At 65.5% G+C, this 25212-nt stretch carries 26 protein-coding genes; 11 read left to right on the top strand and 15 right to left on the bottom strand.

What is annotated here, in order from left to right; all coding sequences use genetic code 11:
- Window positions 1–43: 43 nt before the first annotated feature.
- From F5544_RS32100 to F5544_RS32070, 7 genes are all read left to right on the top strand, one after another.
- A complete protein-coding gene (locus F5544_RS32100) occupies window positions 44–1174 on the top strand; it encodes a PucR family transcriptional regulator (protein ID WP_167476653.1) in 1131 nt (376 codons plus the stop codon).
- An 89-nt stretch (window positions 1175–1263) separates the two neighbouring features.
- Window positions 1264–1722, top strand: coding sequence for a MarR family winged helix-turn-helix transcriptional regulator (locus tag F5544_RS32095; protein ID WP_167476652.1), 459 nt, complete (start codon window positions 1264–1266; stop codon window positions 1720–1722).
- Window positions 1723–1882: 160 nt separating this feature from the next.
- Complete coding sequence (locus tag F5544_RS32090) at window positions 1883–2728, top strand: fumarylacetoacetate hydrolase family protein (protein WP_167476651.1); 846 nt, start codon at window positions 1883–1885, stop codon at window positions 2726–2728.
- Between the two features lie 22 nt (window positions 2729–2750).
- Complete coding sequence (locus F5544_RS32085; RefSeq protein ID WP_167476650.1) at window positions 2751–3671, top strand: VOC family protein; 921 nt, start codon at window positions 2751–2753, stop codon at window positions 3669–3671.
- Window positions 3672–3685: 14 nt separating this feature from the next.
- The gene (locus F5544_RS32080; protein WP_167476649.1) at window positions 3686–4798 is read left to right on the top strand and encodes a type III polyketide synthase; all 1113 of its coding nucleotides are present in this window, start codon (window positions 3686–3688) and stop codon (window positions 4796–4798) included.
- Window positions 4795–5988, top strand: coding sequence for an FAS1-like dehydratase domain-containing protein (locus F5544_RS32075; protein ID WP_167476648.1), 1194 nt, complete (start codon window positions 4795–4797; stop codon window positions 5986–5988). The genes F5544_RS32080 and F5544_RS32075 overlap by 4 nt, the downstream gene beginning before the upstream one ends.
- 65 nt (window positions 5989–6053) lie before the next feature.
- Window positions 6054–6488, top strand: coding sequence for a cupin (locus F5544_RS32070; protein ID WP_167476647.1), 435 nt, complete (start codon window positions 6054–6056; stop codon window positions 6486–6488).
- A 47-nt stretch (window positions 6489–6535) separates the two neighbouring features.
- Here F5544_RS32070 and F5544_RS32065 read toward each other — a convergent pair whose 3' ends face one another.
- The 7 genes from F5544_RS32065 to F5544_RS32035 all read right to left on the bottom strand — a co-directional run bounded on the left by F5544_RS32065 (window position 6536) and on the right by F5544_RS32035 (window position 13790).
- A complete protein-coding gene (locus F5544_RS32065) occupies window positions 6536–6946 on the bottom strand; it encodes a VOC family protein (RefSeq protein ID WP_167476646.1) in 411 nt (136 codons plus the stop codon).
- A 26-nt stretch (window positions 6947–6972) separates the two neighbouring features.
- Window positions 6973–7389, bottom strand: coding sequence for a VOC family protein (locus F5544_RS32060; RefSeq protein WP_167476645.1), 417 nt, complete (start codon window positions 7387–7389; stop codon window positions 6973–6975).
- A gap of 281 nt (window positions 7390–7670) precedes the next feature.
- Entirely contained in the window at window positions 7671–8636 is a 966-nt protein-coding gene (locus tag F5544_RS32055) for an esterase/lipase family protein (protein WP_167476644.1), read from the bottom strand.
- A complete protein-coding gene (locus F5544_RS32050; protein WP_167476643.1) occupies window positions 8633–10063 on the bottom strand; it encodes an aspartate ammonia-lyase in 1431 nt (476 codons plus the stop codon). The genes F5544_RS32055 and F5544_RS32050 overlap by 4 nt, the downstream gene beginning before the upstream one ends.
- Before the next feature lie 28 nt (window positions 10064–10091).
- Window positions 10092–11597 carry a flavin-containing monooxygenase gene (locus tag F5544_RS32045; protein ID WP_167479612.1) on the bottom strand — a complete coding sequence of 502 codons (1506 nt, stop codon included), beginning with the start codon at window positions 11595–11597 and terminating at the stop codon, window positions 10092–10094.
- Between the two features lie 84 nt (window positions 11598–11681).
- Window positions 11682–13133: an MFS transporter gene (locus tag F5544_RS32040; RefSeq protein WP_167476642.1), complete on the bottom strand. Its 1452-nt coding sequence runs from the start codon at window positions 13131–13133 to the stop codon at window positions 11682–11684.
- Window positions 13134–13223: 90 nt separating this feature from the next.
- Window positions 13224–13790, bottom strand: coding sequence for a TetR/AcrR family transcriptional regulator (locus F5544_RS32035; RefSeq protein WP_203217395.1), 567 nt, complete (start codon window positions 13788–13790; stop codon window positions 13224–13226).
- A gap of 108 nt (window positions 13791–13898) precedes the next feature.
- Here F5544_RS32035 and F5544_RS32030 point away from each other — a divergent pair, with 108 nt between their 5' ends.
- Window positions 13899–14315, top strand: coding sequence for a VOC family protein (locus F5544_RS32030; RefSeq protein WP_167476641.1), 417 nt, complete (start codon window positions 13899–13901; stop codon window positions 14313–14315).
- On the opposite strand, the gene F5544_RS32025 is transcribed toward F5544_RS32030, so the two are convergent.
- Both F5544_RS32025 and F5544_RS32020 read right to left on the bottom strand, forming a co-directional pair.
- Complete coding sequence (locus F5544_RS32025) at window positions 14294–15292, bottom strand: radical SAM protein (RefSeq protein ID WP_167476640.1); 999 nt, start codon at window positions 15290–15292, stop codon at window positions 14294–14296. The two genes, F5544_RS32030 and F5544_RS32025, sit on opposite strands and share 22 nt — an antisense overlap.
- 93 nt (window positions 15293–15385) lie before the next feature.
- Window positions 15386–16117 carry a VOC family protein gene (locus F5544_RS32020; protein WP_167476639.1) on the bottom strand — a complete coding sequence of 244 codons (732 nt, stop codon included), beginning with the start codon at window positions 16115–16117 and terminating at the stop codon, window positions 15386–15388.
- A gap of 259 nt (window positions 16118–16376) precedes the next feature.
- On the opposite strand from F5544_RS32020, the gene F5544_RS32015 reads away from it, so the two are divergent.
- Window positions 16377–17570: a phthiocerol/phthiodiolone dimycocerosyl transferase family protein gene (locus F5544_RS32015; RefSeq protein ID WP_167476638.1), complete on the top strand. Its 1194-nt coding sequence runs from the start codon at window positions 16377–16379 to the stop codon at window positions 17568–17570.
- A gap of 5 nt (window positions 17571–17575) precedes the next feature.
- On the opposite strand, the gene F5544_RS32010 is transcribed toward F5544_RS32015, so the two are convergent.
- Window positions 17576–19870, bottom strand: a complete 2295-nt coding sequence (locus F5544_RS32010; RefSeq protein WP_167476637.1) for an ATP-binding cassette domain-containing protein — start codon at window positions 19868–19870, stop codon at window positions 17576–17578.
- Between the two features lie 136 nt (window positions 19871–20006).
- On the opposite strand from F5544_RS32010, the gene F5544_RS32005 reads away from it, so the two are divergent.
- Window positions 20007–20912, top strand: coding sequence for an LLM class flavin-dependent oxidoreductase (locus tag F5544_RS32005; RefSeq protein WP_167476636.1), 906 nt, complete (start codon window positions 20007–20009; stop codon window positions 20910–20912).
- A gap of 30 nt (window positions 20913–20942) precedes the next feature.
- On the opposite strand, the gene F5544_RS32000 is transcribed toward F5544_RS32005, so the two are convergent.
- The 5 genes from F5544_RS32000 to F5544_RS31980 form a co-directional block, all read right to left on the bottom strand.
- Entirely contained in the window at window positions 20943–22292 is a 1350-nt protein-coding gene (locus F5544_RS32000) for a cytochrome P450 (RefSeq protein ID WP_238846767.1), read from the bottom strand.
- Window positions 22293–22586: 294 nt separating this feature from the next.
- On the bottom strand, window positions 22587–22976 hold the full coding sequence (locus F5544_RS31995; RefSeq protein ID WP_167476635.1) for a VOC family protein: 390 nt from the start codon (window positions 22974–22976) through the stop codon (window positions 22587–22589).
- A gap of 35 nt (window positions 22977–23011) precedes the next feature.
- Window positions 23012–23713 carry an NADPH-dependent F420 reductase gene (locus tag F5544_RS31990; RefSeq protein ID WP_167476634.1) on the bottom strand — a complete coding sequence of 234 codons (702 nt, stop codon included), beginning with the start codon at window positions 23711–23713 and terminating at the stop codon, window positions 23012–23014.
- A gap of 12 nt (window positions 23714–23725) precedes the next feature.
- Window positions 23726–24124, bottom strand: coding sequence for a nuclear transport factor 2 family protein (locus tag F5544_RS31985; RefSeq protein WP_167476633.1), 399 nt, complete (start codon window positions 24122–24124; stop codon window positions 23726–23728).
- Window positions 24121–24510, bottom strand: coding sequence for a VOC family protein (locus tag F5544_RS31980; RefSeq protein ID WP_167476632.1), 390 nt, complete (start codon window positions 24508–24510; stop codon window positions 24121–24123). The genes F5544_RS31985 and F5544_RS31980 overlap by 4 nt, the downstream gene beginning before the upstream one ends.
- Before the next feature lie 109 nt (window positions 24511–24619).
- On the opposite strand from F5544_RS31980, the gene F5544_RS31975 reads away from it, so the two are divergent.
- Window positions 24620–25207, top strand: a complete 588-nt coding sequence (locus F5544_RS31975; RefSeq protein ID WP_167476631.1) for a TetR/AcrR family transcriptional regulator — start codon at window positions 24620–24622, stop codon at window positions 25205–25207.
- Window positions 25208–25212: the final 5 nt, after the last annotated feature.

The following is a 25212-nucleotide window of genomic DNA, read 5'->3' as shown; positions in this document are numbered from 1 at the left end:
GCCGTTGGTTGTCCGAAATCGACAGTGGCTGACGGGAGTGACCATGGAAGAGCCGGACATCGACCGCGCCCGGATCCGACTGATCGAACGCACCCGCGACCCGGCCGTGGCCCATGTCATCGTCCAGGCCGTGGTGCGGGCCTCTCGTGCGTCCTCGGCGGCGGTGGCCGCGCTGCCGGAGGATGAAGTTCGCAGGCACGCCGAGGTTTTGGTGGACGGTATCGTCACCGCCGACAGCGCGCCGAGCGGGCAGGTCCTGGCCGCGGCCGAGCGCCTGGGCTCGGAGCGTGCCCGGCAGGGCGTGCCGGTGGAGGCACTGCTCGACGGGGTGCAGGCCGGGCGCTCGTCGCTGATCGAGATGATCATCGACCAGGGGCAGCAGCTGGCGGTACCCCTGCAGGCGGTGCTCGATACCGTCGTGCACCTCGACCGGATCAGCACCGAGGTATTGCATCGCACCGTGCACGCCCACCGCGAGACCGAGCTGGGTATGGCGCGCACCCGAACCGACCGCGAAACGCAAACGCTACGACAGCTTTTGCACGGCGAGCAGACCACCTCATGCGCACCCCTCACCGCGTCGGCGGTCTACCACTGCGTGGTCAGCGACATCAGCGATCCGACCCTCGCTCAGCAGCTGACTACCGCGCTGACCGCAACCGGTCCGGGTCTGTGCGGGCTGGTCGACGGGCGGCTGGCCGCACTGGTGGCCCGGCTACCAGCGCTCGACCATAACCGGCCACTGCTCGTCGCCACTCCCGCGGCCAGGCCCGCAGAGGTGGCCGCGCTCTACCCGCTTGCCCGCCGGGCATTGCAGGCGGGCCATGCGGCGGGGCTGGCCGGACTGCACCGGCTCACCGATCTCGCCCTACTCACCGCGACCCACGCCGAACCGGAATTGGGCGCGATCCTCGCCGCGCACCTACTCGGCAATCTCGACCCCGGCGACTCCTTCCATCGCGATCTCGCCGAGACCGCACGGGCCTACCTCGACCACCGCGGCCGGATCGAACCCGCCGCCGCCGCGCTTCACATCCACACCAACACCGTCAAATACCGGCTTCGGAGGTTCACCGAACTCACCGGCCACGCCCTGACCGGAGCCGACCACGCCACCGTCGCCGACACCACCCGGCAATGGTGGGCGCTCCAACACTGGCTCACCCAGTCCTGAAACGGGCGGGCCGCATGGTCACCGTTATCTGCCCAGGACGATACATCTTCCAAAGATGCTTTCCCGGAAGATTGATGCAGAATGTGAGCGTGGGCAAAGAACTCGAGGTCGATGACGCCGTCACGCTGTGGGGTCTGCTGCTGGAGGTGCAAGCCGAGCTGCAACGCCGGCTCGACGGCAATATCACCAAGGTGACCGGACTGTCGGGAATCTGGTTCGAGGTCCTGCTGCGGCTCGCCCGCTCGCCCGAGCAGCAGTTGCGGCCGACCGAACTGGCAAGCATGACCTCGTTCAGCTCCGGCGGCACCACCAAGCTGGTCGACCGCATCGAGCGGGCGGGACTCGTCGAACGCCGCCCCGATCCCTCCGATCGCCGCGCGACCCTGATCGCGATCACCGATGCCGGCCTCGCGGCCCTGCGAAAGGGGCTCGCGGTGCATGTCCCAGACCTGCACCGCTACCTTGTCGACAATCTCACGGCCAACCAGGCCCGCGACCTGGAGCGCACCCTGCGCGGTCTGCGAACCGCGCTCGCCGATCAACCCTGAGAACCGGGCGTTTCGACGCGCGAAGTCCTTCGCCGTTTCGGTCTCGGGAGCGATGCGGATCACAGTATCTTTCAATGCAGCTTTCTTGTAAGAATCTCTCTCGGAAGCTAATTTGATTCGTGTTGTTCCCGACCTGTCATGACGACGTAGGGAGGATGCAATGCGGATCGCGAACCTGCACCGGCGACTGGTTCTCCTCGTCGAAGGCGGGGCAGTGGATGTCCAGCACGCCAGCATGGGCCGCTTCAGCGCGGATCCCCAGGCCGTCTATGAGGACTGGGCGGCCTTCCGGGAGTGGGCCGCCTCGGCCGAACTTCCCAAGGGAACTCCGTTTCCGGCAACCGCATTGGGTGCACCGGTGCCCACGCCGCGGCAGGTCTTCGCCGTCGGCCTGAACTACCGAGACCACGCGGCGGAATCGGGACTGCCCGTCCCCGAGGGACTGCCCCCGGTGTTCACCAAATTCGTCACGAGCATCACCGGCCCGGTGACCGATGTCGTGCTGCCCTCGGGTGGTCACACCGACTGGGAGACGGAACTGGTCGTGGTCATCGGCGCCCGCTGCCGCAATGTCACCGAGACCGAAGCCTGGGACCACATCGCCGGAGTGATGGTGGGACAAGACATCTCCGAGCGAATCTCGCAACTCGCCGGTCCGGTACCACAATTCAGCCTCGGCAAATCCCTGCCCGGTTTCACGCCCACCGGGCCGTGGCTGGTTACCCCCGACGAATTCGACAACCCGGGAGACCTCGGGATCTGGGCCATCCTCAACGGTGAACGGGTCCAGCAGGCCCGCACGAGCGACATGATCTTCTCCGTGCCGACACTGATCGCTCGGCTCTCGGCGCGGCTGCCTCTGTTACCCGGAGATCTGTTGTTCACCGGCACACCGGCCGGCGTCGGACTCGGCCGCGAACCGCAGCGCTGGCTGGCCCCCGGAGACGAACTCGTCAGCCACATCGAGGGCATCGGAGAGCTGTACCAGCACTTCGTTTCCTGCTGAATCCACTCGACGAGGAGGCGCCATGGCATTACATCAGCTGAGCTCCGTCACCATCGGGGTTCCCAATATCACCGAAACCGCCGACTATTACACCGATTTCGGTTTGACGCCCGCGGCGGGCGGCTGGTTCCACACCCGCGACGGCGGCCGCCAACTGCGGCTGATCCCGGCGCCCCGGCGGCGGCTGGTGGAACTGCGCGTCGGCGTCGATTCCGCCGACGACCTGCATTCGGAGGCGGCCCGCCTGGCCCGCCTCGCCGTGCCGTGTCACCTCGACGCCGCGACCCTCACCGCCGTCGAGCCGGTCACGGGAACGCGGGCGGTTCTGGAAGTTCTACCCCGGCTGGACCAACGACCCGTCCCGCCCACTCCCTACAACGGGCCGGGTCGGCTGGAGCGAGTCGGTACCCGCGCCCCCGGTGTGTTGCGCTCGAGCCCGGTCCGGCCTCGCAAACTCGGCCACGCCGTCCTCGGCACCCCCGACCTCGACACCACCATCGGCTTCTTCCGCGACGGTCTCGGCTTCCTGACCAGTGATCTGATCAAGGACGCCGGCGCGTTCCTGCGCTGCTCCACCGACCACCACAACCTGCTCGTCCAAGCCGCACCGGTCGCATTCCTCCACCACACGTCCTGGCAGGTCGACGACGTCGACGAGGTAGGTCGCGGCGCCACCGCCATGCTGGCCGAGCACCCCGAACGGCACATCTGGGGGCTCGGACGCCACCTCATCGGATCCAACTTCTTCTGGTACCTGCGAGACCCCGCGGGCAATTTCACCGAGTACTACTCCGACATGGACAGCATCATCGACGACCAACTCTGGACACCCGACACCTTCGACGCGGCCACCAGCATGTACGCCTGGGGTCCGCCGCCCCCGCCCTCCTGGATCGCGCCCGAGGACCTGGCCGCCCTCATGACCGGCGCCCACCAGAGTTGACGAAAGGGGTAGCTATGACCATGCCGCGTCCCGCGATTCCGGTTGTGGTGCACCGCCCGTCGGTCGTGCTACCCGATCACGTCGTCAAGCAAGAGGAGATCATCTCCATCCTGAGCGAGCACTTCGCCGGAGTCCCGGATCTGGACCGCGGTGTGGACCTGATGCGCCACTCCGGTGTCCGGACGCGCCATTTCGTGGTGCCGCTCGAGCGACTGCTGGCCGAACCCTTCGGCGCCCGTAACGCCCGCTACGCGGTCGAGGCGGTCCGGCTGGGCGCCGAGGCTGCCCGCCAGGCGCTGGCCGCCGCCGAGATCACCGCCCAGGAGATCGATTACCTGATCGTGGTATCCAGCACCGGGTATATGCTGCCCGGCCCCGACGCATATATCGCCCAGGAACTTGGATGCCGCCCGGACGTGCGACGCCTCCCGATCCAGCAACTCGGATGCGCGGCCGGAGCCGCCGCCCTGGCCGAAGCCTTCCATTTCCTACAGGCCCACCCAGACGCCACGGTCCTCACCGTCGCCGTCGAGCTCAGCTCGCTGAACTGTCAACCCGCCCACCACTCGCTGAGCGACTTCATCTCCAACGGGATCTTCGGCGACGCCGCCGCGGCCACCGTGGTCCGCGGCCGCGCCCCGGCCACTCCGGGATTCCAGATCGTGGACAGTCGGCAATGGCTGCTGCCCGGGACGCAGGAGGTGATCGCCGGACAAACCTCCGAGAACGGCCTGCACTTCCGGACCGACCCCCGTGTCCGCCGCACCGCCACACAGGCCATCCCCCACCTGCGAGCCTTTCTCCATGAGCACGGCATATCCGGTGATCAACTGGGATTCTGTATCTCCCACACCGGCGGGCCCCGCATCATGGATACCGTCGAACACGGACTCGGACTGATACCCGGCACCCTCGAGCCCAGCCGGGACAGCATGCGCGAGATCGGCAATACCGCCAGCGTCAGCGTCTTCGACGTACTCCGCCGACATCACGACATCTACCGTCCGGTCCGGCACGCTCCCGGCCTCATGGTCGCCTTCGGCCCCGGGTTCACCACCGAGGCTCTGCTCGGGCGCTGGTGGAACACCCACGACGATCGACGATCACCCGAGAGGAGGCGTCGATGACCGACCGCCCGTTCGATCTCGCCACCTGGGAAAGCCGGATCGAAAGCTTCGTATCCGACCTCAACGCCCACCGGGGACGGTCGGCGCCCGCGCCTCTTTTCACCGAGGGTCCGTATTCGTTTCCGCTGGTTCGCACTCGGGTGACGGAGGAGCTTATCCGACAGTTCGCCCGGGCCGATGGGGATATGAACCCCCTATGGAGCGACCCGCGGTATGCCGCGGCATCTCCGTGGGGTTCGGTGATCGCACCTCCGGTCTTCGAAGCGTGCTTCGGGGAATCGCCCTCGAAACCGAAGCCGCCACAGGTTCCCGGGTGGAATGCCATGCAGGCCGGGGCCTTTCGCCGCTACTTCGAGCCATTCCGGCCGGGCGACACGTTGACCGCCGAAGACACCTGGCACGGCATCGAGGAGAAGACGCGGCCCGGAAAATCGTACCGTCTGTTCGTACAGACTTCTGAACGCTCCTACCGCAACCAACACGGCCGCACCGTCTGCACGGTGACAGGTCGGCAAGTCGCCACCGCGGCGCGTCCCGATCCCGCGGCCGCCGCGACAGGTGGCCCCGATTTCTCCGGCCGCCGACGGCGCAAGTACACATCGGACGAACTCGACGCCATCCGCCGCGACTACGAACGTGAGCTTTCCGGCGAAGCCCGCAGGGGAGCGCACCCCCGATACTGGGAAGACGTCGACATCGGCGAGTCCATCCCCGCCATCCTGAAAGGACCCTACGACGTATCGGACGCCGCCGCGTTCGCCGGCGCATTGGGTCTGTGCTCGGGATTCGCCGCAAAATGGCAGGAGATCGCACCCGATCTCGGCCGCCGCCCCGGCGACCCCGACACCGGACATCCCCACCATCCCATCGACTGGCACCTCCAGGACACCATCGCCCAACAGTCGGGCATGCCGTACGCGCTGGCCTTCGGCACGCACATGGAAATGATGCTGCTGCATCCGGTGACCAACTGGATGTCCGACTTCGGATTCGTTGTGCAAGCCGACACCCAGTTGCGTTCGCCCCTGCTGCTCGGCGAGGTCAGCCGAACGACGGCCCAGGTAACGAACAAGCTCACCGACAACGAGCACCGCGTCGTGGACCTCGAGGTGGTTTCCCGGACACTGGACGGCACCACCTACGCGCACGCGACGGTCAGAGTCGCCCTGCCCAGCCGCTTCGTGGCCTGACAACCGGATGTCGGCTCGGGCCGACGCCCTAGATCACCACTCGGGACGAGAAAGGTGGTTCGACGATGAGAAGTTTGATCGCCAAGGTCGTCGCGGGTTTCGTTGTGCCTGCGGCTCTCGCCGTGACATCGGCTCCGGCGCTGGCAACGCCCGCGGTGGGAGTCACGGGAAACAGCTTGGCGCGCACCACGATTGGTGGCTGGGATTACGTCTTGCGCGAGATCACTCTCGCGCCGGGCGGTTCGACCGGCTGGCACTTCCACGACGCCACGATCTACGGCGTGGTACGCGACGGCACGCTGACCCATTACAACTCCAGCTGCGCCGTAGATGGAATCTATTCGCCCGGTTCGATCGTCGTGGAGGCCGGCGGGCCCGGCTACGTCCACCTCGGTCGCAACCTGGGCAGTGAGCCACTGGTGTTGGAAGTCCTCTATGTGCTGCCCGCCGGTAGCCCGCTGGCCGAGGATGCGCCGAATCCGGGCTGTGCCTTCGAATGAGTAGCTGCTGCCCGGCCTTGTGCTGGGATGTCGTGTCTATGAAAGGCTCAGGACCGCGGCTCGACGATCTCAACCAGCCAGGTGGTGCCGAAGCTGTCCATGCACGCTCCCTTTTCGTTGCCCCAATCCTGTTTTGCCAGGGGATCCAACACGGTGCCGCCGTCGGACAGCTGTTTCCAATAGCCGCGTATGTCCGCGTCGGATCCACTCATGAACAGCGCGATTTTGGTGGAAGACGCTTGCGGAATCTCGGGTGGGGCATCGGCGCCCATGAACGTGAACCCGATATCGGTGGCGAGGACGCTATGGACGATCTTGTCGGCGCCGTCTGGGTGCTGGCGGCCGAGCTCACCGTAGGTGGTCAGGGTCAAGGTGCCACCGAAGACACTCCGATAGAACTCCATCGCCTCCCGCGCGTTGCCCCAGAAAATAACGTAGGGATTGAACTTTGTCGTCATGTTGTTCCCCTCGTGGTCGGCCACGGTCACACGTAGCAGTTGGTTTCCCAGGTGACGCCGTAACGGTCACGGACCATGCCGTAAATCTGATTGGGGTCCCAGACCACTTTGTCCAGTGCCGTGACGACGGTGCCGCCGTCGGCGAGTTTGTCGAACGCGGCCTTCTGCTCCTTGGGATCGTCGTAGTTGAGACCGACATGGATGGTGTCGCCTGGCCGGTCCCATTCTTGGCGTTCGGCCACGCTCATGGCGGTGCCGTCTTTGAACTGCAGCTTGGAATAGGCCAGTCCGCGAAGGTGCTCACCACCGGGGGCCTGGTTATACGGGAACCTGCGTTCGACGATCTCTTCCAAGTCGAACACATCGGTGTAGAAGGCCAGTGCCTCCTCAGAGCTTTCGATGTACAGCAGCGGCATGAACCGCGGATAGGTTTCGGTAGGCATGACGCTCGATCCCTTCTGTGCGACAACGAGGCAGCGTGAAGGCGAAACGAAGCCCTTCCACGCGATCACGCTAGGACGCCAATAGGACACTGAATGTCCCATAGGTCCACGCCGAGACGGGATGAAACGGAAGAACGTGTATTGCTGAGCATTTGCCAAATGAGCTTAACAGCGGGCCGGACGATCGGGACAGAAGTTCGGTCATCGGTCGAGATCCTTTCCCGCAAGGTCCTTTCAGGGTGAACAGCATGGGTCGTGACGGTCATGGCAACTCCCGTGGATCAGATGCCGGGCGGTGCGAGTGCTGGTGTGCAGGGAATTCTGTAGTGGCCCACCGGGTCCAGGGCACTGAGGGCGAGGCCCGCGACGGTGGGATCGACGCCGAGCGACAGGTGTCCGGACAGGTCCACCGGGCAGATGTCCTGCAAGACGATGTTGGTGGCGTTCGGTGCGCCGCGGATGCCGCTGGTGTACGGCTGCACCTGCATGTCGGTGGTGGTGACGATATTGGTGTACCCGACGTTCGGGGTGTAGACGCCGCTGTCCCGCAGTTGCCGGACGAATTCGGAGCCGCTCAGCAATTCGGTGCATGCGGCGCATGCCGGATCGAGTACCTGGTATGTCGCACCGAGCGCGCCCATAGCGGTGAGCTGTGCCCGCAGCGGGTCGGCGACTGCCGTGCCGTTCCACAGCGGTGCCATAGCGACCACGCGGTGTACGGCGTCGGCGCCGCCGCGGAATTGAATGTATCCGGCGGTGACGACCGTTCCCTCGGACCAGCTGAGGATGTCGACCGATACGGATCCGGTTGTCTGCCGGACGTTTTCGATGAATTCACGCAGTTCATCGATCGACCGGTCGATTGGTGCCCGTCCGCCGACTCCGGCGAGTTTGCCGGTGTCGCCGGGATATACGCCGTAGGTCAGGGTGAAGACGCAGTATCCCTCGTTCGCCAGTAGCGGCGCGAACATCGGCCAACTGTTGGCCGCATTGCCGAACAGGCCGTGTACCAACACGATTGGTCGCGGGTGTGGGTCGTGTGGGATGCAGGACCACTCGTTGGCTCCCGGCGGGGTGTAGGGCGGGATGGCAGTAAGGGTGGCCGATACGATCGCCGCGACCGAGTACGGCACCGGCAGCGGGTCCGACACGGCGGTGCCGGGTCTGGCGAGTACCGCGGCGAGCGCGAGGAGGGAGGCCGCGGCGCACTCACCGAGGCTGGTCAGCCCGCAACGGAACGTGTTCATTGGGTGAACTCCTTTCCGGTCAGGTGGGCGGGTGAGAGGATCTCGTCGAGCCGGGAGGGGTTGAGCAGGCCGCGTTCGAGGACGAGTTCGACTACGCCGCAGCCCTTTTGGAGGGCTTGGTAGGCGATCTCGGTGGCGTTGGTGTAGCCGATGTGCGGAGTGAGGCCGGTGGCGATGCCGACGGAATCGGCGACGAGTTCGGCGAGACGGGCGATATTGGCGGTGATGCCGGGGACGCAATGGGTGGTGAGGGCGCGCACGCCCGCGGTGAGGTGATCGATGCCGTCGAACAGGGCGCGGGCGATGATGGGTTCGAAGGCGTTGAGCTGGAGTTGGCCGGCTTCGGCGGCCATGGTCACGGTCAGATCGTGACCGATGACCTCGAAGGCGATCTGGTTGACGACCTCCGGGATGACGGGGTTGATCTTTCCCGGCATGATGCTCGACCCGGCTTGCCTTGCGGGAAGGGTGATTTCACCGAATCCGGCGCGTGGTCCCGAGGACAGCAGGCGCAGGTCGTTGCAGAGCTTGGAGAGTTTGACGGCGACCCGCTTGAGTACTCCCGAAAGTTGCACGAAGACACCGGCATCCTGCGTTGCCTCGATGAGATCCGGTGCGCTGATGAGGGTTTCGATGCCGGTGAGCGTGCGCAGTTCGGCGACCGCGCGCTGCCGGTAGCCGGGATGGGCGTTGAGCGCGGTGCCGATGGCGGTGCCGCCGAGGTTGAGCTCGTGCAGCAGCAGCCGGGCCTCGTCGAGCCGCGCCTCGTCCTCGGCGATGGTGACGGCGTATGCGGCGAATTCCTGCCCGAGGGTGATCGGGACCGCGTCCTGGAGCTGTGTGCGGCCGATGGTGAGCAGATCGTTGAACTCGATCGCCTTGTGTGCGAATTCCGTTCGTAGCGAGGCTATTTCGATGCGAAGGTCGGTGATGGCACCGTCGAGGGCGAGTTTCACCGCGGTGGGGTAGACGTCGTTGGTGCTCTGCCCGAGGTTGACGTGGTCGAGCGGATGCACGATCTCGTAGTCGCCTTTGGCTCTGCCGAGGTATTCCAGTGCCTGGTTGGCGATCACCTCGTTGGCGTTCATATTGGTCGAGGTGCCCGCGCCGCCCTGGATGGAGTCGACGACGAATTGGTCGTGTCGTTCGCCGTCGCGGATGTCGCGGCAGGCGCGGATGATCGCCTCGGCGATGGCGCCGTCGAGGACCCCGAGATCGCGATTGGCGGTGGCGGCCGCCTGTTTGACCGTCGCGAGCGCGGTGATGAGTCGGGGATACGCCGAGATGGGTACGCCGCTGATCCGGAAGTTGGTCAGCGCTCGGGCGGTGTGTGCGCCGTAGTAGGCCGCGGTGGGGACGGTGACATCGCCGAGGAGGTCGTGCTCGATCCGAAATGCGTTCGACAAGTGCGGAATCGGCTGTGTCATCAGCGTTCCTTTCGTCGAGTCGGTGAGGCTATGGGTGGCTGTTGGTGATGGCCGGTAGCGCGCCGGACCGGGCAGTGCGGAGGGTGCGGCGCAGGTCGTAGTCGCGTGGATCCGGCACCGCGTCCAGGCGCCTGCGGTGTTCGGCCGGTGTGAACGGCCACAGCTCGGGTAGTCCGTCGGGGCCGAGGTACCAGCTGGAACATCCTGTCGCCCACACGGTTCGGGGGAGGGCGGCGCGGAGGTCGGCGTTGTAGGCGGCGGTGGCGCGATAGGTGGGCGCGACGGTATCGAACCGCTCGTCGCGCCACCGTTCGATCCAGCCGAGGATGTGCCTGGCCTGGGTTTCGGCGACGGCCATCAGGGAGTAGTTGCCGATCGGGCTGTGCGGTCCCAGCAGCATGAAGAAGTTCGGGAATCCGGGTAGCGCGACGGTCAGATGCGCCTTCGGTCCGTTGCGCCAAGCGGTTTCGAGTGTGCGGCCTTTGGCGCCGATGAGTCGCATCGGACGCAGGTAGGCGTGTGCGTCGAAGCCGGTGGCCAGCACGATCGCGTCGACCTCGTGCAGCGTGCCGTCGGTGGTGACGACGCCGCGCAAGGTGACGTAATCGATGCCGGTATCGATCACGGATACATTGGGGCGCTGGATAATTCGATGAAAACGATCGGAGAAGATCAGTCTGCGGCACATTGGCCGATGATCGGGGGTGAGCGTGCGGCGCAGCCTCGTGTCGCGAATCCTGCGCAGATCGGCGCGCACGGCGGTGTCCAGCAGCGTTCGACGCCAACCTGGCTCGATTACCGCGCGGGCGAAGAATCCGAGCACCCCTGCACCGGCGCGGTAGCCGAGGCGGCCGAGCGCGGGCCAACGCCGGTGCGCGGCTGTGACCAAGCGTGGGAAGCGCGGATTCGGCAGTGTGAGAACCCAATTGGCGCTGCGCTGGAATAGGGTTAGGTGGTCTGCGGTATCGGCCAGGCCGCACATGATCTGTACTCCGCTTGATCCGGTGCCGATCACCGCGACCCGCTTGCCCGCCAGATCCGCCGACGGATCCCAGTCGGCCGAATGTAGGACGGGTCCGTCGAAAGTGGTGAGTCCGGTGATATTCGGTAGACGCGGCACGCGAAGCACACCGGTCGCGGCGATGAGGAAATCGAAGTGCGCGATCGCCCCACCGGCGGTGTGCACCTGCCAGCGATCGCCGGTGAAGCGCGCTTCGATGATCTCGGTGCCGAACCGGATGTGCGGCCGCAATTCGAAGCGGTCGGTGATCCGACGCAGATAGTCCTGGATCTCGGCACCGGTCGAAAAGAGTTGTGTCCAATCGCTTTTCGGGGCGAAGCTGTATTGATAGAAGTGCGACGGTATGTCACAGGTGAGGCCGGGGTAGACGTTGTCGCGCCAGGTGCCGCCGACCTCGTTGGCCTTCTCGTAGATGGTGATGTCACGGATTCCGGCCTGCCGCAGGGTGATCGCCATGCACAGGCCCGACATGCCCGCGCCGATGACGGCCACCGATGGCTGGCGGCGGGTGATATTCGAGGTGACGCGGTCGAGCAAGGTGATCAGCATGTCGTTGCTGTGCATGACGACCTCCTGCGGAGTGCCGGAACGGGGTTATCAGACGGCCGGTGCGGCCTCTGGGGCCGGGCGCAGTGCCCTGGGCAGTGCGAACAGCAGCACGAACGCGATGACGAATCCGGCTGCGACATACCACAGCGAGTAGCCGAACGCGGTGGGCATGCTGTCACCCGCGTCGAGGCGGCCGAAGAACACCAGCGAGGAGATGCCGATGCCGAGGGCTTGACCGAGTTGGGTGAGGGTGTTGAAGAGCCCGGATGCCGATCCGGCGTGCTCGTGCGGGACGGTGGACAGGGTGAGATCGGCAAGCGGTGCGATGATCAACCCGAATCCCAGACCGAGCAGGCACGCGGGAATCATGGTCTGCGCCACCGTCATTTCGGCGCCGTCGTGCGTGACGAGCACGTGGTACAGCACCGCGCCGCACGCGGCGATGAGCCCGCCGAACTGGAGTACGGTGCGCCCGAAGCGCGGGACGAGCACCTGGGTCGACACCGCGGCACCGGCCATCAACGCGATCGAGAGCGGGATGCCCGCGAGTCCGGTCTTGATCGGCGACCAGCCGAGCCCGATCTGCATGTAGAGGATCCAGGCGAGGAAGAACACCCCGGAGCCGAGCCCGAAGCACAGCTGCACGGCCAACCCGGCGGAGAATGTCCGCGCACGGAACAGTGTCAGCGGCACCAGCGGCTGACCGCCGCGGCGCGCGAGCCGCCACTCGTAGGCCAGGAACAGTGCGAGCACCGGCACCGAGCCGATCAGCATCGCGATCGACCATGCGGGCCAATCCAATTCGCGTCCCTGGGTGAGCGGCAACATCAGCATGAACAAACCGGTGGTGACCAGCGCGACGCCCGGCAGGTCCAGCTTCGTCGCGTGCTCGGACTTCGACTCGCGCACCACGAGCGCACCCGCGATCAGCCCGAGGATGCCCAATGGGAGATTCACCAAAAAGATCGGCCGCCAATGCAAATCGAACAGATTCGATTCGACCAGGGTCGCGCCGATCAGCGGCCCGGCGACGGTGCCGAGGCCGAGCACCGAGCCGTAGATACCGAATACCTTGGCGCGTTCCTCCTCGGCGAAGGTGACGTGCGCGATCGAAAGTACTTGTGGCACCATCATTGCCGCGCTCGCGCCCTGCAGCACCCGGCCGACGAGCAGCATCTCGGGTCCGCTGGCAATGCCGCAGATGAGTGAGGTCAGGGTGAACGCCGCGACACCGAACAGGAAGACCCGCTTGCGGCCGAACATGTCGCCCAGCCTGCCGCCGGTGATCAGTCCGAGCGCGAATGCCAGCGCGTAGCCGCCGGTGATCCACTGCACCTGCGCCGAGGTGGCGCCGATATCGCGGACCAGATTCGGGATGGCGATGTGCACCACGGTCACATCCACCGCGTCCATGAAAGCCGCCGCCAAGAGGACGACCAGAGCCAACCACCGCCGGGGGTCGGCCTTCGCACGTTCTCGGGTGATGTCTGCGATAGTCATGCGGAGAAGCTATGAGCCCATTAGGTCACTCGAGATCCTATTAGCCGGATGGTTGCCGTGTGATCTGGGGCACAAATCCTCTACGGCCTGCTATGGCGATGTTCGCACCGCGTAGTGCAGCACCGCGGCGACTTCCGCCCGGTCGGGCGAGGTTTGCGCGGCCATGCCGTGCAGGATCAAACCGGTCATCGCGGTGATTGCCGCCCGCGCCGCGACGGGCTCCAGATGTGGCGCCAATGCGGACATCGACAGCTCGGTGAACCGATCCGCCACGGGGCGTAGGCCCGGTCGCCGAGCCGCCGCGACGTACAGCTCGAATTCGAAGGTCTGCTGCTCGCGCTGCTCCCCGAAGCACCGCATGACCGCGTCGACCAGCGATTCCACCACCTGATACGGCGTATCCGCACCGTGTTCGGCCGCCCAATCGTCGAGGTAGGCGGCGTAGCGGTCGACCATCCGTTCCACCGCCGCGCCGATCAGATCGTCGCGATCCGCGAAGTAATAGGTCGTCGAGCCCAGCGGAACACCCGCCTCTTCCGCGGCCGCGCGGTGGGTCAAACCCTCCACGCCCCGCTTGGCGAGCACGCGCTCGGCGGCTTCCGCGATGACCTCCCGGCGTGGTTTGTCGGCGTGGCGGCGGCGGGCTACTGGCGGCATGCGGTCCTTCATCGTGCTCGGCATCCAGATGTGTACTGATGTACAGCGCAAGCGTACATTGACCACCAGGCAACTCTTTGGCAACGCTCGCGATCCGAGGAGGAACAGGTGGACACCGCCGCGCCCTGCGTCGCCGTCGTCGATATGACCGACACGATCGCCTTCTATCGCAGGCTCGGCTTCGCCGTGCTGCCCACCGCCGACGGTCCGATCGCGTTGGTGTTCGACGGTGCGGTGATGTTGACACTGGTCAGAGGGGGCGCCGCAGGTGGCCGGATCCCCGCCGCGGTCAGGCGGATCAGGCTGTTCGGGTGGGTGCGGATCGCGGTGGACGATTATCAGGGGACTGTGCGTCGGATGCGGCCGTTCGTAACGCGGATCGAACAGGGGTCCGCTGGTTCACCGATGTTCTGCTTTCGCGATCCCAACGGGTACCGGATCGGCATCAGCCCGAAAATGCCTGCGGCCCAACGGAAAATCAACCGTATCGCCATGAAAACTGTTCATAACAACCGCAATTGGTGAGCAGGGTCCGGCTGTCTGCCGCTGCGTTCGTCGATGTAGTCCTGCCAGACTGGCAGTCCGTGCCCGCGAGCACGGGCGAGGACATGCCCGGTGACGCGCTCGACATAGTCGTCGGGCATGGCGCGACGACGCCCGTAACTATCGGTCAGTTGTCGCGCGAGCCGAGGCGGCAGTCCCGCGGCGGCCTGGTCGAGGAACCACGGCCGCAGCGCCGCTTTGATCCGCATGACATCCGGAAACACCACCGCCGCACCGGCTTCCACGCAGGCATCGACGAGCGCGTCCAGTGCCGCGGGGTGGTCGCCCGCGTGCGGGATGATCGGCGCGATCAGCACTCCAGCGGGAACACCGGCAGCCCGCAGGGCCCGGATCACATTCAACCGCGCCTTCGGCGGCGCGGCGGCGGGCTCGAAGGCGCGCCGGACCCGGTCATCGAGCGACCCCAGCGAGACCATCACCAGTACGTGCGCGCGCTCGGCCGCCTGGGCGAATAATTCGATATCGCGCAGCAGCAGCGCGCTTTTCGTCGTCGTGGTGAAGTTGACCCGATGGTCGGCGAGCGCCCGCCAGATACCGGGCATGAGCCGATATCTGGCCTCGGCCCGCTGATAGCAATCGGTGGAGGTGCCGACCATCACCCAATCCCCGCGCGCCCGCCCGCGCCGCAGCTCCGCGCGCAGCACCTCCGCGGCATTGATTTTCACCACGATCTGACGGCTGAAATCCTCGCCGATCCCGAATCCCAGGTGTTTGTGCCCGGTCCGCGCGAAGCAATACGTGCACGCGTGCGCGCAGCCGCGATAGGGATTCAAAGTCCATGCCGTGCCTCCGGCCGCCGCGCCGGGCAGCCGGTTGAGCAGCGTCTTGGCACACACCTCGTGAAAGGTCATGCCGCCGAACGGTGCGACCTCGTGCTCCTCGGATTCGATATCGAACAGGTGGGCCATACCGCCGATCGTCGCGCCCCAATAGGACATTCACGGTCCGCCTGCGCCGCGGATTCGAATTCCCGATCCGTACACAATATTCGGCGCCGTGTTCCGGGGAACCCGGCGCCGAATGCCGCACGGTCACATACCTGGGGCGGAGAAGATCTCGAAGCGGTTGCCGTTGGGGTCGATGACGCGGCTGTAGAGCAGGCCGTCGGGGCAGCCGGCGGGGCCGAATTCGACGACGCCGCCGAGTGTTTCGGCAACCTCGCTGAGGGTTGGTACATCGCCGACCAGGTAAGCGGGAATGAGGTATTCCGGGCCGTCGGGTTGCAGGTCGTACATGCCGCCGGTCGGCCACTGCGGACCGGTGAAGATGTTGTAGTACTGCGCGCCCGCGTTCTCGTCGAATTCGAAGCGCCACCCGAAAGCCTCGGTGTAGAAGGCTGCGACGGACTTCGGCTCGGTGGTACCGAGTTCGAACCACGCCAGCGAACCGTGCCGCGGCGGGAATTCGGGCGCGGATTGCGGGCCGGAGGCCAGGGTGAAGGCGTTGCCACGCGGGTCGGCCAGAAGTGCGGAGCGCTCGGTTACCGGTCCGGCCAACGACGCACCGAGCGCGACCAGCTTCGCGACATCGGCGGCGATGTCGGCGGAGGAGATGGCAACCCGGAGATGGTCGCCGCCGGAATCGGTTTCGACGAGCGTGCCCATCGGTGACGCGGCTCCCGGCGCGAGAATGCGCACGTCGGTGCCGCCGGGGCCGGATTCGAAGGTCCAGCCGAGCAGCTGCCCGTAGAACTTCTCCAGCACCGTCGGATCGGGGGTCAGGAACTCGAACCAGCTGACCTGACCGGTTGATGTTGCGTCCATCGCGATACCTCCTCGGTGAGCCTGCTTCGTGTCTTCGGTGTCGGTAATAGCTGATGGACATCAAAGTAAGAAATCAATAGGTCCTTGACGGTCCTATTGGATGGCCGGGGAATGTGATGTGCGTCATTCGGCAATTGATCGGCAACCAGGTCGTTGGCGGACCTATTGCCGAAGTAATTTCACAGCCGGAGATCATTGCCGACCCGTGCGTGCGGGCCCGAACTTGTTGCGGAACAACGGAAATGGCAGGAGAGGCACCATGTGCAGTGACAGCATCGTGCGCCCGCTGGCGCCGACCGAGGCGGCCTTCGTCCAGATGGGCGGTTTCACCGGGTATTCGCTGATCGTCGATGGGCCGCTGGATCAGGGGTGTTTGCGGCTCGCGTTCCAACTACTGCGACGGTCGATTCCGATATTGGCCACCAGGCTGCGATCCGAGGGCGACGAATACCTCCTGGTCGCGTCCGGCGACGCGGCCGAGATCACCACCGTGCGCGGGGACATCGACCAACCATTGGCCGGCTCGGAAATGGATCCCGCCCGCGCATTGGCCGGACTGCATCTGGTCCGCGATGGCGACCGAACATCGGTCACCCTGCTGACCCATCACGGTATTGCCGACGCACACCACTCGCTGGCGATCTTCGACGAGCTGTGGTCGCTCTATACGGATCTGTACGAATCGACGCGTGTCGGACTCGAAAACCACTGTTACCCGGAGTCTTTGGAGCAGGTGCTGACCGATCGCGGGTTCCCGGCGGCGGGCGGAGGTGCGTCGGTGCGGTCTACCGGGACCGTTCTCCCGATCTCGGACAAGCCCGCGATCTTCGCCCACCACCGCTTCGAATCCGATGCGACGGACCGGATGCTCGCGTATGTCCGACAGCACGGGCTGACCGTCAACGGCCTGATATCCGCGGCCATTCTGCGCGCCGAATCCACCCGGCGCGGTGTCGCGGTCTCCGAGATCGTCTACCTGTACGCGGCCGACCTGCGCCACCGACTGGTCCCACCGGTTGCCGTGCTCGGTGGCACGACAATGCTGGGAACCGTTCTCTTCCAAGCACGTTCGGATCGAGCTGACCTCGCAGACCTCGCCCGCGACATCACTGACCGTGGCACCGCCGATCTGTCCGACGGGACCGTGCAGCGCCGGGCCCGTATCCCGGGGCTTCCACCGGAACTGGAGCAGACCAGCTACCCGATCGTGAATTCCTCGAACTGGGGCCGTATCCCGGAGTTCCGGCTGCCGGTCGAGCTGGTGGCGCTGGAGTTCCGTCCGGCCGCCTTCTGCCCACCGGTGCGGATGCCGGTGCCACCCTTCTACGTCATCACCGGCTTCGCCGGACGCCTCGGCATCCATATCGGTGCCAACGACCCCGTCGAACTGCTGTTCGCACAACAGAAGCTGGCCGCGGTGGCCGCCGAGCTGGGCGGCATCACCGGCACCTGACTCGGTCACTCCGCGAGGTCATATCCGAGATCACGCCGAAGATAGTCGGCGGTATGCGAATTCGCCGCCGCGAGCAACTCGACCGGCGTGCCTTGGAAGACGACACGGCCGCCGTGCCGACCGCCGTCCGGGCCGAGATCGATGATGTGGTCGGCGTGTTCGATGACATCGAGATCGTGTTCGATGACGAGCACGGTATTGCCCGCGTCGACGATCCGGTCGAGTAGCTTCAGCAAGGTGTCGATATCGGACATGTGCAGTCCGGTGGTCGGTTCGTCCAGGATGTAGATGCCACCGGACTTTTCGAGCTCACCGGCGAGTTTCAACCGTTGGCGTTCCCCGCCGGACAATGTCGAAAGCGGCTGTCCCAGTGTGAGATAGCCGAGGCCGACCGCCACCAGGGTGCTGATGCGCTGGCGCACGGTCGATTCGGTGAAGAACCGCGCCGCTTCCTCGGCCGTGAGGCCGAGCACCTGCACGATATTCTTGCCGCGCAAGGTGTATTCCAGCACGTCGGGGTCGTAACGGGTACCCCGGCAGCGTTCGCAGCGGGTGGTGACCGGGTCCATGAACGCCATATCGGCGGTGACCTCGCCGCGGCCGCCGCAGGTTCGGCAGGCGCCCGTGCTGTTGAAGCTGAACCGGCCCGCGTCGACGGAGTTGGCCTGTGCGAACGCTTTTCGGATACCGTCCATCACCCCGAGGTGACTGGCCGGGGTCGAGCGCGGCGACGAGCCGAGACCGCCCTGGTCGACCACGACGGCTTCCGGATGCTCGGCGGCGAACACCTCCGACACCAGCGTGGATTTACCGGAGCCCGCGACGCCGGTGAACACCGTCAGCACACCGGTGGGGATATCGACGGCAATATCGCGAAGGTTGTGCAGGTCGGCTCCCTCGACCCGCAAATATCCGGTGGGGGTGCGGAATTCGGTCTTCATGGGGCGTTCGCGGCGCAGCGCCCGGCCGGTCGCCGTATCGGCCCCGCACAAGCCGCGGTAATCGCCTTCGTAGACGATCAGGCCACCGTGCCGACCGGCCGCCGGGCCCATATCGATGACATGGTCGGCGATGGCGATCACGTCGCGGTCGTGCTCGACGACGAGCACCGTATTGCCGTTATCGCGTAATTCCCGCAACAGCTTGTTCATTCGACCCACGTCGCGGGGATGCAGCCCGACGCTGGGCTCGTCGAAGATGTAGGTCATCCCAGTCAGTGCGGAGCCGAGGAAGCGGACCATCTTCAAGCGCTGGGCCTCACCGCCGGACAGGGTCGGCGTCTCCCGGCCGAGTGTCAGATAGCCCAAACCGATATCGGCCAGCCGGCGCAATCCGGTGATGGCCTGCTCGGCCAGCGGCGTGCCGAGTGGATGATCGATCTTGCCGAGAATCTCGATGAGCTCGGCGACCTCCATGGCCGAGTAGTCCGCGATGGTGTACCCGTCGATCTCGGTGCGCAACGCCGCCTGATTCAGCCGCGCACCCCGGCACAGTGGGCACAATCCCTGGGTTGTGAACTGCTCCACCGCTTTTCGCGTCCGCTCCGATAAGGTCGAAAGGTCCCGGTTGAGATAGAGCCGGTTGAACTTGTCCACCAGCCCCTCGTAGGTGGTGCTCGCGCCGCCCTTGGTGCGGATTTTGATCTCGGTGTCGGAACCGTCGATCAGGTGTCGCCATTCGGCTTCCGTATACCGTTCCAGCGGCTTGTCCAGGTCGAACAGCCCCGATTGGGCGAACATGTGCCACTGCACCATTCCTACGGCGAACAGCGGAAACCGAAGCGCCCCTTGATTAAGCGATAACGACTTGTCGATCATCGCGTCGAGGTCGACGGTGGTGGCCCGGCCGAGTCCGGCGCACCGCGGGCATGCGCCCTCCGGGGTATTGAACGAGTACATGGTGGCCATGCCCGCGGACGGTTTCCCGGCGCGGGAGAACAGCACCCTGATGATCGAGTAGATGTCGGTGACCGTTCCGACGGTCGAGCGGGCGTTGCCGCCGATCGGCGTCTGGTCGACCACCACCGCTGTGCTCAGGCCCGCGATCCGGTCGGCATCCGGTTTCTCATAGCGTGGCAACCGATTTCGCACGAAGGTGGTGAAGGTCTCGTTGAGCTGCCGCTGGGATTCGACCGCGATGGTGGCGAATACCAGCGACGATTTCCCCGACCCCGAGACGCCGGTGAAGACGGTGATCGTATTCTTCGGAATCCGCACCGACACGTTCCGTAGATTGTGTTCGCGCGCGCCCTCCAGCACGATCCACTGCGCGGGATGAGCGACCTGCGAGCGCTCGGCCATGCGAAATCCTTCCGGTCCGAGTCGACGCCACGGTGACGTCCGACCCGCGACGCTAGAGCGCCAATAGGTCGGTTAACGACCTAATACCGCTCTAGCGTGACGGCAGCCACTTGGTAGCCGAACAAGGAACGAGCACATGACAGTTCGCACGAATCCCATCGACGCCACGGCCACCGGCGTGCGACCGGGCGAGGACATCCGATACGCGTTCACCATCCCGAACTTCGGCGATTTCGCCGAACCCCGGGTCTTCGCCCGCTGCGCGCAGGCGGTCGAGGCGGCGGGCTGGGACGGGCTGCTGACCTGGGACGCGCTCGTCGGCGAGAAATGGCGGCACTCCCGCATCGCCGACCCGTGGATCCTGCTCGCCGCGGCCGGGATGGTCACCACCCGCATCCGGTTCGGCACCGCGGTCACCCCGCTGCCGCGCCGCCGAATCCACAAGCTGGCCAAGGAGATAACCACTCTCGACCATCTGACCGAGGGCCGGATGATCCTGGGGGTCGGCTCCGGCGATCCGATCCCCGACGAATACGGCGCGTTCGGCGAACCCACCTCGCGGGCCACGCTCGCCGCGATCCTCGACGAAAGCCTCGATGCCCTCGACCTGATCGTCACCGGCAAACCGGTCACCTACCACGGTCGCCACATCACCATCGACGACATCGACTTCCCCTACACCCCGATCCAGCGGCCCCGGATCCCGATCTGGGTCGGCGGCGACTGGAAGAACCCGCACGTCATGGCCCGCATCGCACGCTGCGACGGCGCCCTCCCCGCACCGGGCTTCCGGCTCCCCGCCCCGCGCACCGTCCGCACCTGGCGCCACCGGATCGATGAAATCCGGAGCGCGACAACACAATCCGTCCCAATAGATCTGGTGCTCGGCGGCCCGACCGACCTGGACCGAGCCGCGGATATCGTCGGCCCGCTGGCCGAGGCCGGAGTGACCTGGTGGAACGAGGCCATGCCCTACAACTCGACCCTGGAGAACGCCGACGCCACGCTGCGTCGCATCGAACAGGGGCCACCGCGGCCGTAGCCGGGCCGTCGGGCGCGGTCACCGCGGCCGTCAACGCGCGGCAGGCCGCGATCGGACGCGGATCCGGAGGGCATGCGGCCGGAGCATGCCGACCCGGGCGGGCCGGACATGCTGGCCCGCAAGGGGTTCCAGCTGCCAGCGACGGATCATGGTGGCCAGGGCGAGGGTCGTTTCGGCGACCGCGAACCCGTCGCCGATACATTTGCGGCGTCCGGTGCCGAAGGGGATGGAAGCGTTGCGGGGGATGCCCGCGGCTCGCTCGGGTAGCCACCGGTCGGGGTCGAATCGGTCGGGGTGTTCGTAGAGATCGGGACGGTGGTGCAGGAGATAGGCGCTGTAGGCGACGGTGCTGCCCGCAGGGATGACATTCGAGCCGAGTTCGGTGTCCGCGGTCACCGTGCGGGTGAGGAACCACAGCGGCGGGTACATCCGTAGCGTCTCGGTGATGATTCGGCCGGTCAACTCGAGCCTGTCGAGATCCTCGGCGGTAACAGCGAATTCGGCAGGGAGCGTATCGACCTCGGCGTGTAGCCGGGCTTGTATGCCGGGATCGGTGGACACCAGGTGCGCGGCCCAGGCCAGCACGTCGGCGGTGGTCTCGGTGCCCGCCAGGAAGAACGAGACCACCTGGTCGAAGATCTCGGTATCGGTCAGCGGCCGCCCGGTGGGATGGCGGGCGGCCAGCAGCGTCGAGATCAGGTCGTCGCGGTCGTCGGCGTTGCTGCGGCGATCGTCGACGATCGCGGTTACCGTGTCGCGCAGGCATTTCCGGGCACGGTCGTAGCGGCGTTTTCCCGGTGTCGGCAGCCGGTCCAACACCCGAGGCATCAGCATGCGACGGGTTACGGCATTGGTGATGACCTGGAGATCGTCATGGGCCGCGCGGGAAACGGATTCCGGCAGTGAACTCGAAAGAAGCGTGGCCACAAGGGTTTTCGAGGTGATCAGGGATGTCTCCGCCAGCACGTCGAGCACCTGGCTGTCCCGCCAACCCCGGGTGACGGCATCGATCTGCTCGGCCATGAGCGGCACATACTCACGAACCTTCGCGGGCGTGAACACGGGCTGCAACATCAGCCGCTGCCAGCGGTGCTCACTGTGTGGACAATTGCCAAGCCCCTCACCGACGATCTCACGCACCCGGTCGAACAGGACGCCACCGCGGTCGAAGGTGGCATCGTCGCGCAGCACCGTGTTGGTGAGCGCCGGATCGCAGACGAAATCGACTCGACTCGGTCCGAGCCGCATCCGCACCACATCGCCGTAACGGGGTAGTTCGGAAACGAATCGCAATGGGGCACTCAGGAATTGACGTGCGTGACCGATGATCGGAAGAGCTCCGGGCGCCTGGGGGATCGTGGCACGAGCATTGTCCACCACCCGCACTCCTCTCGAATAGGCCGATACGTGACTTTCAGTCTCGATTCGAAGATCTGGCCGGATTTCCTACGGTTGAAGCGCTATTCGGATCGCTCGGCGCGAACTCTCCGCACCGAGCTTGTCAACAAGAAAACCAGAACTATAGTAACGGTTGTTCACGAGTGAGCGGTGGAACGACAATCGCCGAAAATTGTATTCAGCTATTCGGATCGCCATACCCCGGATAGCGCGGGTGGTTTTACCAGCTCTCGACGGGGTCCGGTCCGGGTGGGTCCGGACCCAGTCACCCCTCGCTCAGTTCGGCGCCGGTTGGTTCTGATTGACGCCGATGACGTACCCGTCGAGGTCGCGGAAATAGAACATGGTTTGGCCGTTGTTCGGTTCCTTGGTAATGGGTTTCACGATTTCGGCGTGTTTGGAAATGTGGGCGAAGGTTGCCTCGAGATCGTCGACGCCGAGGTAATACATGCCCGCGCAGCCGATGGGCGTGTCGGCGAGAACCGGCAGCCAGGTCTTCAGGTCATCGTTGAGGTAGATCATCGCGCAGAACTGGCCGTCGTAGAACATCATGTGAATGTCGTCACCGGGATGCGATGTGCTGGAATCGAATTCGAATCCGAGAGTCTTGTAGAAATCCAGGCTGGCCGAGGTGTCCTTTACGCTGAGGCAAGGTGCGAACGTCATTGTCGTGCTCCTTCCAAATGGTGAAAGTGGTTGAGTCAGACGATCTTCACGCCGAAGGTGCGCCCGAGGGCCAGTCCGACGGCGGCGTGGAAGTGCGCGTACATTTCCAATCCTCGTGCGGTGACCAGCGAGCCGAGATCGAGGATGTTCGTCCAGCCGTACTCTCGAAGTATCTGGATGGCAACGTCTTTCGCGTCATCATGATCGCCTGCGACGAACATGGTGTGGTCCCCGCCGCCGACCGATTTCGGGTCGACGACGGTCTCCTGCTCCTGGGTGACGAAGCTTTTCACGACCCGGGTGTCGGGAAGAGCGCGCTGGATCTGTTCGGCGAGGCTGTCGCTGTCGGCCGGATCCAGCAGCGGCATGAATCCCCAAGGGGTGGGCCATTTGTGGGCCGAATCGTGGTCATAGACGTAGGGGACCGCGTAGTCGATGAGCGTTTTCCCGCTCAGATTCTCGCGGATCGCACCGAGGGTGGCAACGGCGTGCCCGCCCGCGATACCGCTGATCACCACATCGGCCGCCGCGGCGGCGGCCCCGAAGGTGTCGAGGGTGGCGCCTGGGTGTTCGGCGGCCCAGTCCCGGTACGGCGGGTTGCCCATCTGGTCCGGCTCGGTATTTCCGAGGGTTGCTTCGGGGTTGCGGGTACCGACGTACACATCGTGTCCGAGTTCGAGGAGTTTGGCGGTGTGGCAGCGGGCGCCGCCGCCGGTGCCGAGTACGGCGATCTTCATGAGTGATCCCTTCTACTTGTTCCAGGTGATGGGTGGGGTGTGAATGCCGGGTTGCATGAGCAGGTAGTCGCGCACATTGGTGGCCGAGCCGTCGGCGGTGTGCTCCTGCAGGCTGACGCCGGCGAGGGTGAGCTCGGAGCCATCGATGCCGTAGCTGGTGACCCAGTATTCGACCGCGGAGCTGTTGTCGCGGGTATAGGGCGTGCCGAAGCGCACCTCGTAGCGTTCGACGGTGGGGAAGATGCGGGCCAGATTCGCCACCCGTGCGTCACGGCCTTTCACCACGTCCTGGAAGGGGTGTTGGCCGACGCAGTCTGGTGCATAGCGCTGGCCCATTCGTGCGAGATCCATTGCACCCCACGCTTGTTCATACTGCCGTGCCCAGCGTGCCGCGACGTCGACGATATTCATGCCTGTTCCTTTCGGATCTGTTGTTTGGGGCTGACGCCGATGACGTAGCCGTCCGGATCGCGGAAGTAGAACGCCGGTGGTCCTCCGGCGGCGGTGCGCGCGACGTCTTTGACTACCTCGACGTGCGGCCGCCAGTTCTCGACGGTGCGCTCGAAGTCGTCGACGCCGAGGTAGAGGATTCCGAACATGCCCACCGGTGCGTCCTGATGCGGTTTCAGCCAGCCGCGGAGCGCCTTTTCCGGCGTCAGCATCAGCGCGAAGTCGCCGTCGTAGAGCAACACCCTCGGTCCGCCCGTCGCGGGCAGAGCAGTGAATCCGAGCCGAGTGTAGAAGGCGATCGTGGCCCGCATGTCGGTCACGCCGATATTGGGTGCGATGGCGTTCAAGGAGCCTCCTTTCGAACCTGTCTTCGAGTTGCAGGTCGGTAGCTGAATTGAATGTACACATGTACTGTACTGATGTACAGACCGATTTTCGTCGAGACAAGGGAGACGGGTGTCACATATCGAGGAAGGCGGCCGAGCCGCGCGGCACGGCGTTCGCCGCCGGGACCACATCGCCGCCGCGGCTATGACGGTGATCGCCGAGCGCGGTATCGAGGGACTTACCCATCGCGCCGCCGCCGAGGCGGCAGGTGTACCGCTCGGTTCGACCACCTACTACTTCGCCGATCGCGACGATCTCATCGGCGCCGCACTGGAATTGGCCGTGCAACGCTACGCCGACTACTTGGCCGACTGGGCCGCCGAACACGGTGACGCCACGCCGGGGCAGGTGTGCGCGGCGCTCACCGACGCGGTCCTGCGCTGCTTCGGTGACCATCGGGAACGCGAACTGCTCGAATTCGAGCTCTACGCGGCGGCCGCGCGGCGACCGGCGCTGCGCCCGCATTCGGATCGGTTCGTCGAGCTGTCGACGACGGCACTGGGCCGGTACTTCGACCCGGTCACCGCGGCCGCCGGGATGCACGCGATGACGGGGCTGATCCTCAACGGCTTGGCCCAAGGCGGCCCGCCTGACCGGGCCGCGGTCGCGGCCGTGCTGCGCCATGTGCTCCGGGTGGACGAGGAAACGATCGCGTGACCGGG

Origin of the sequence: Nocardia arthritidis (assembly GCF_011801145.1) — a bacterium.
GTDB lineage: Bacteria > Actinomycetota > Actinomycetes > Mycobacteriales > Mycobacteriaceae > Nocardia > Nocardia arthritidis_A.
The sequence above is the reverse complement of the archived record's forward strand: the minus strand, read 5'-3'. Positions and strand labels throughout refer to the sequence as shown.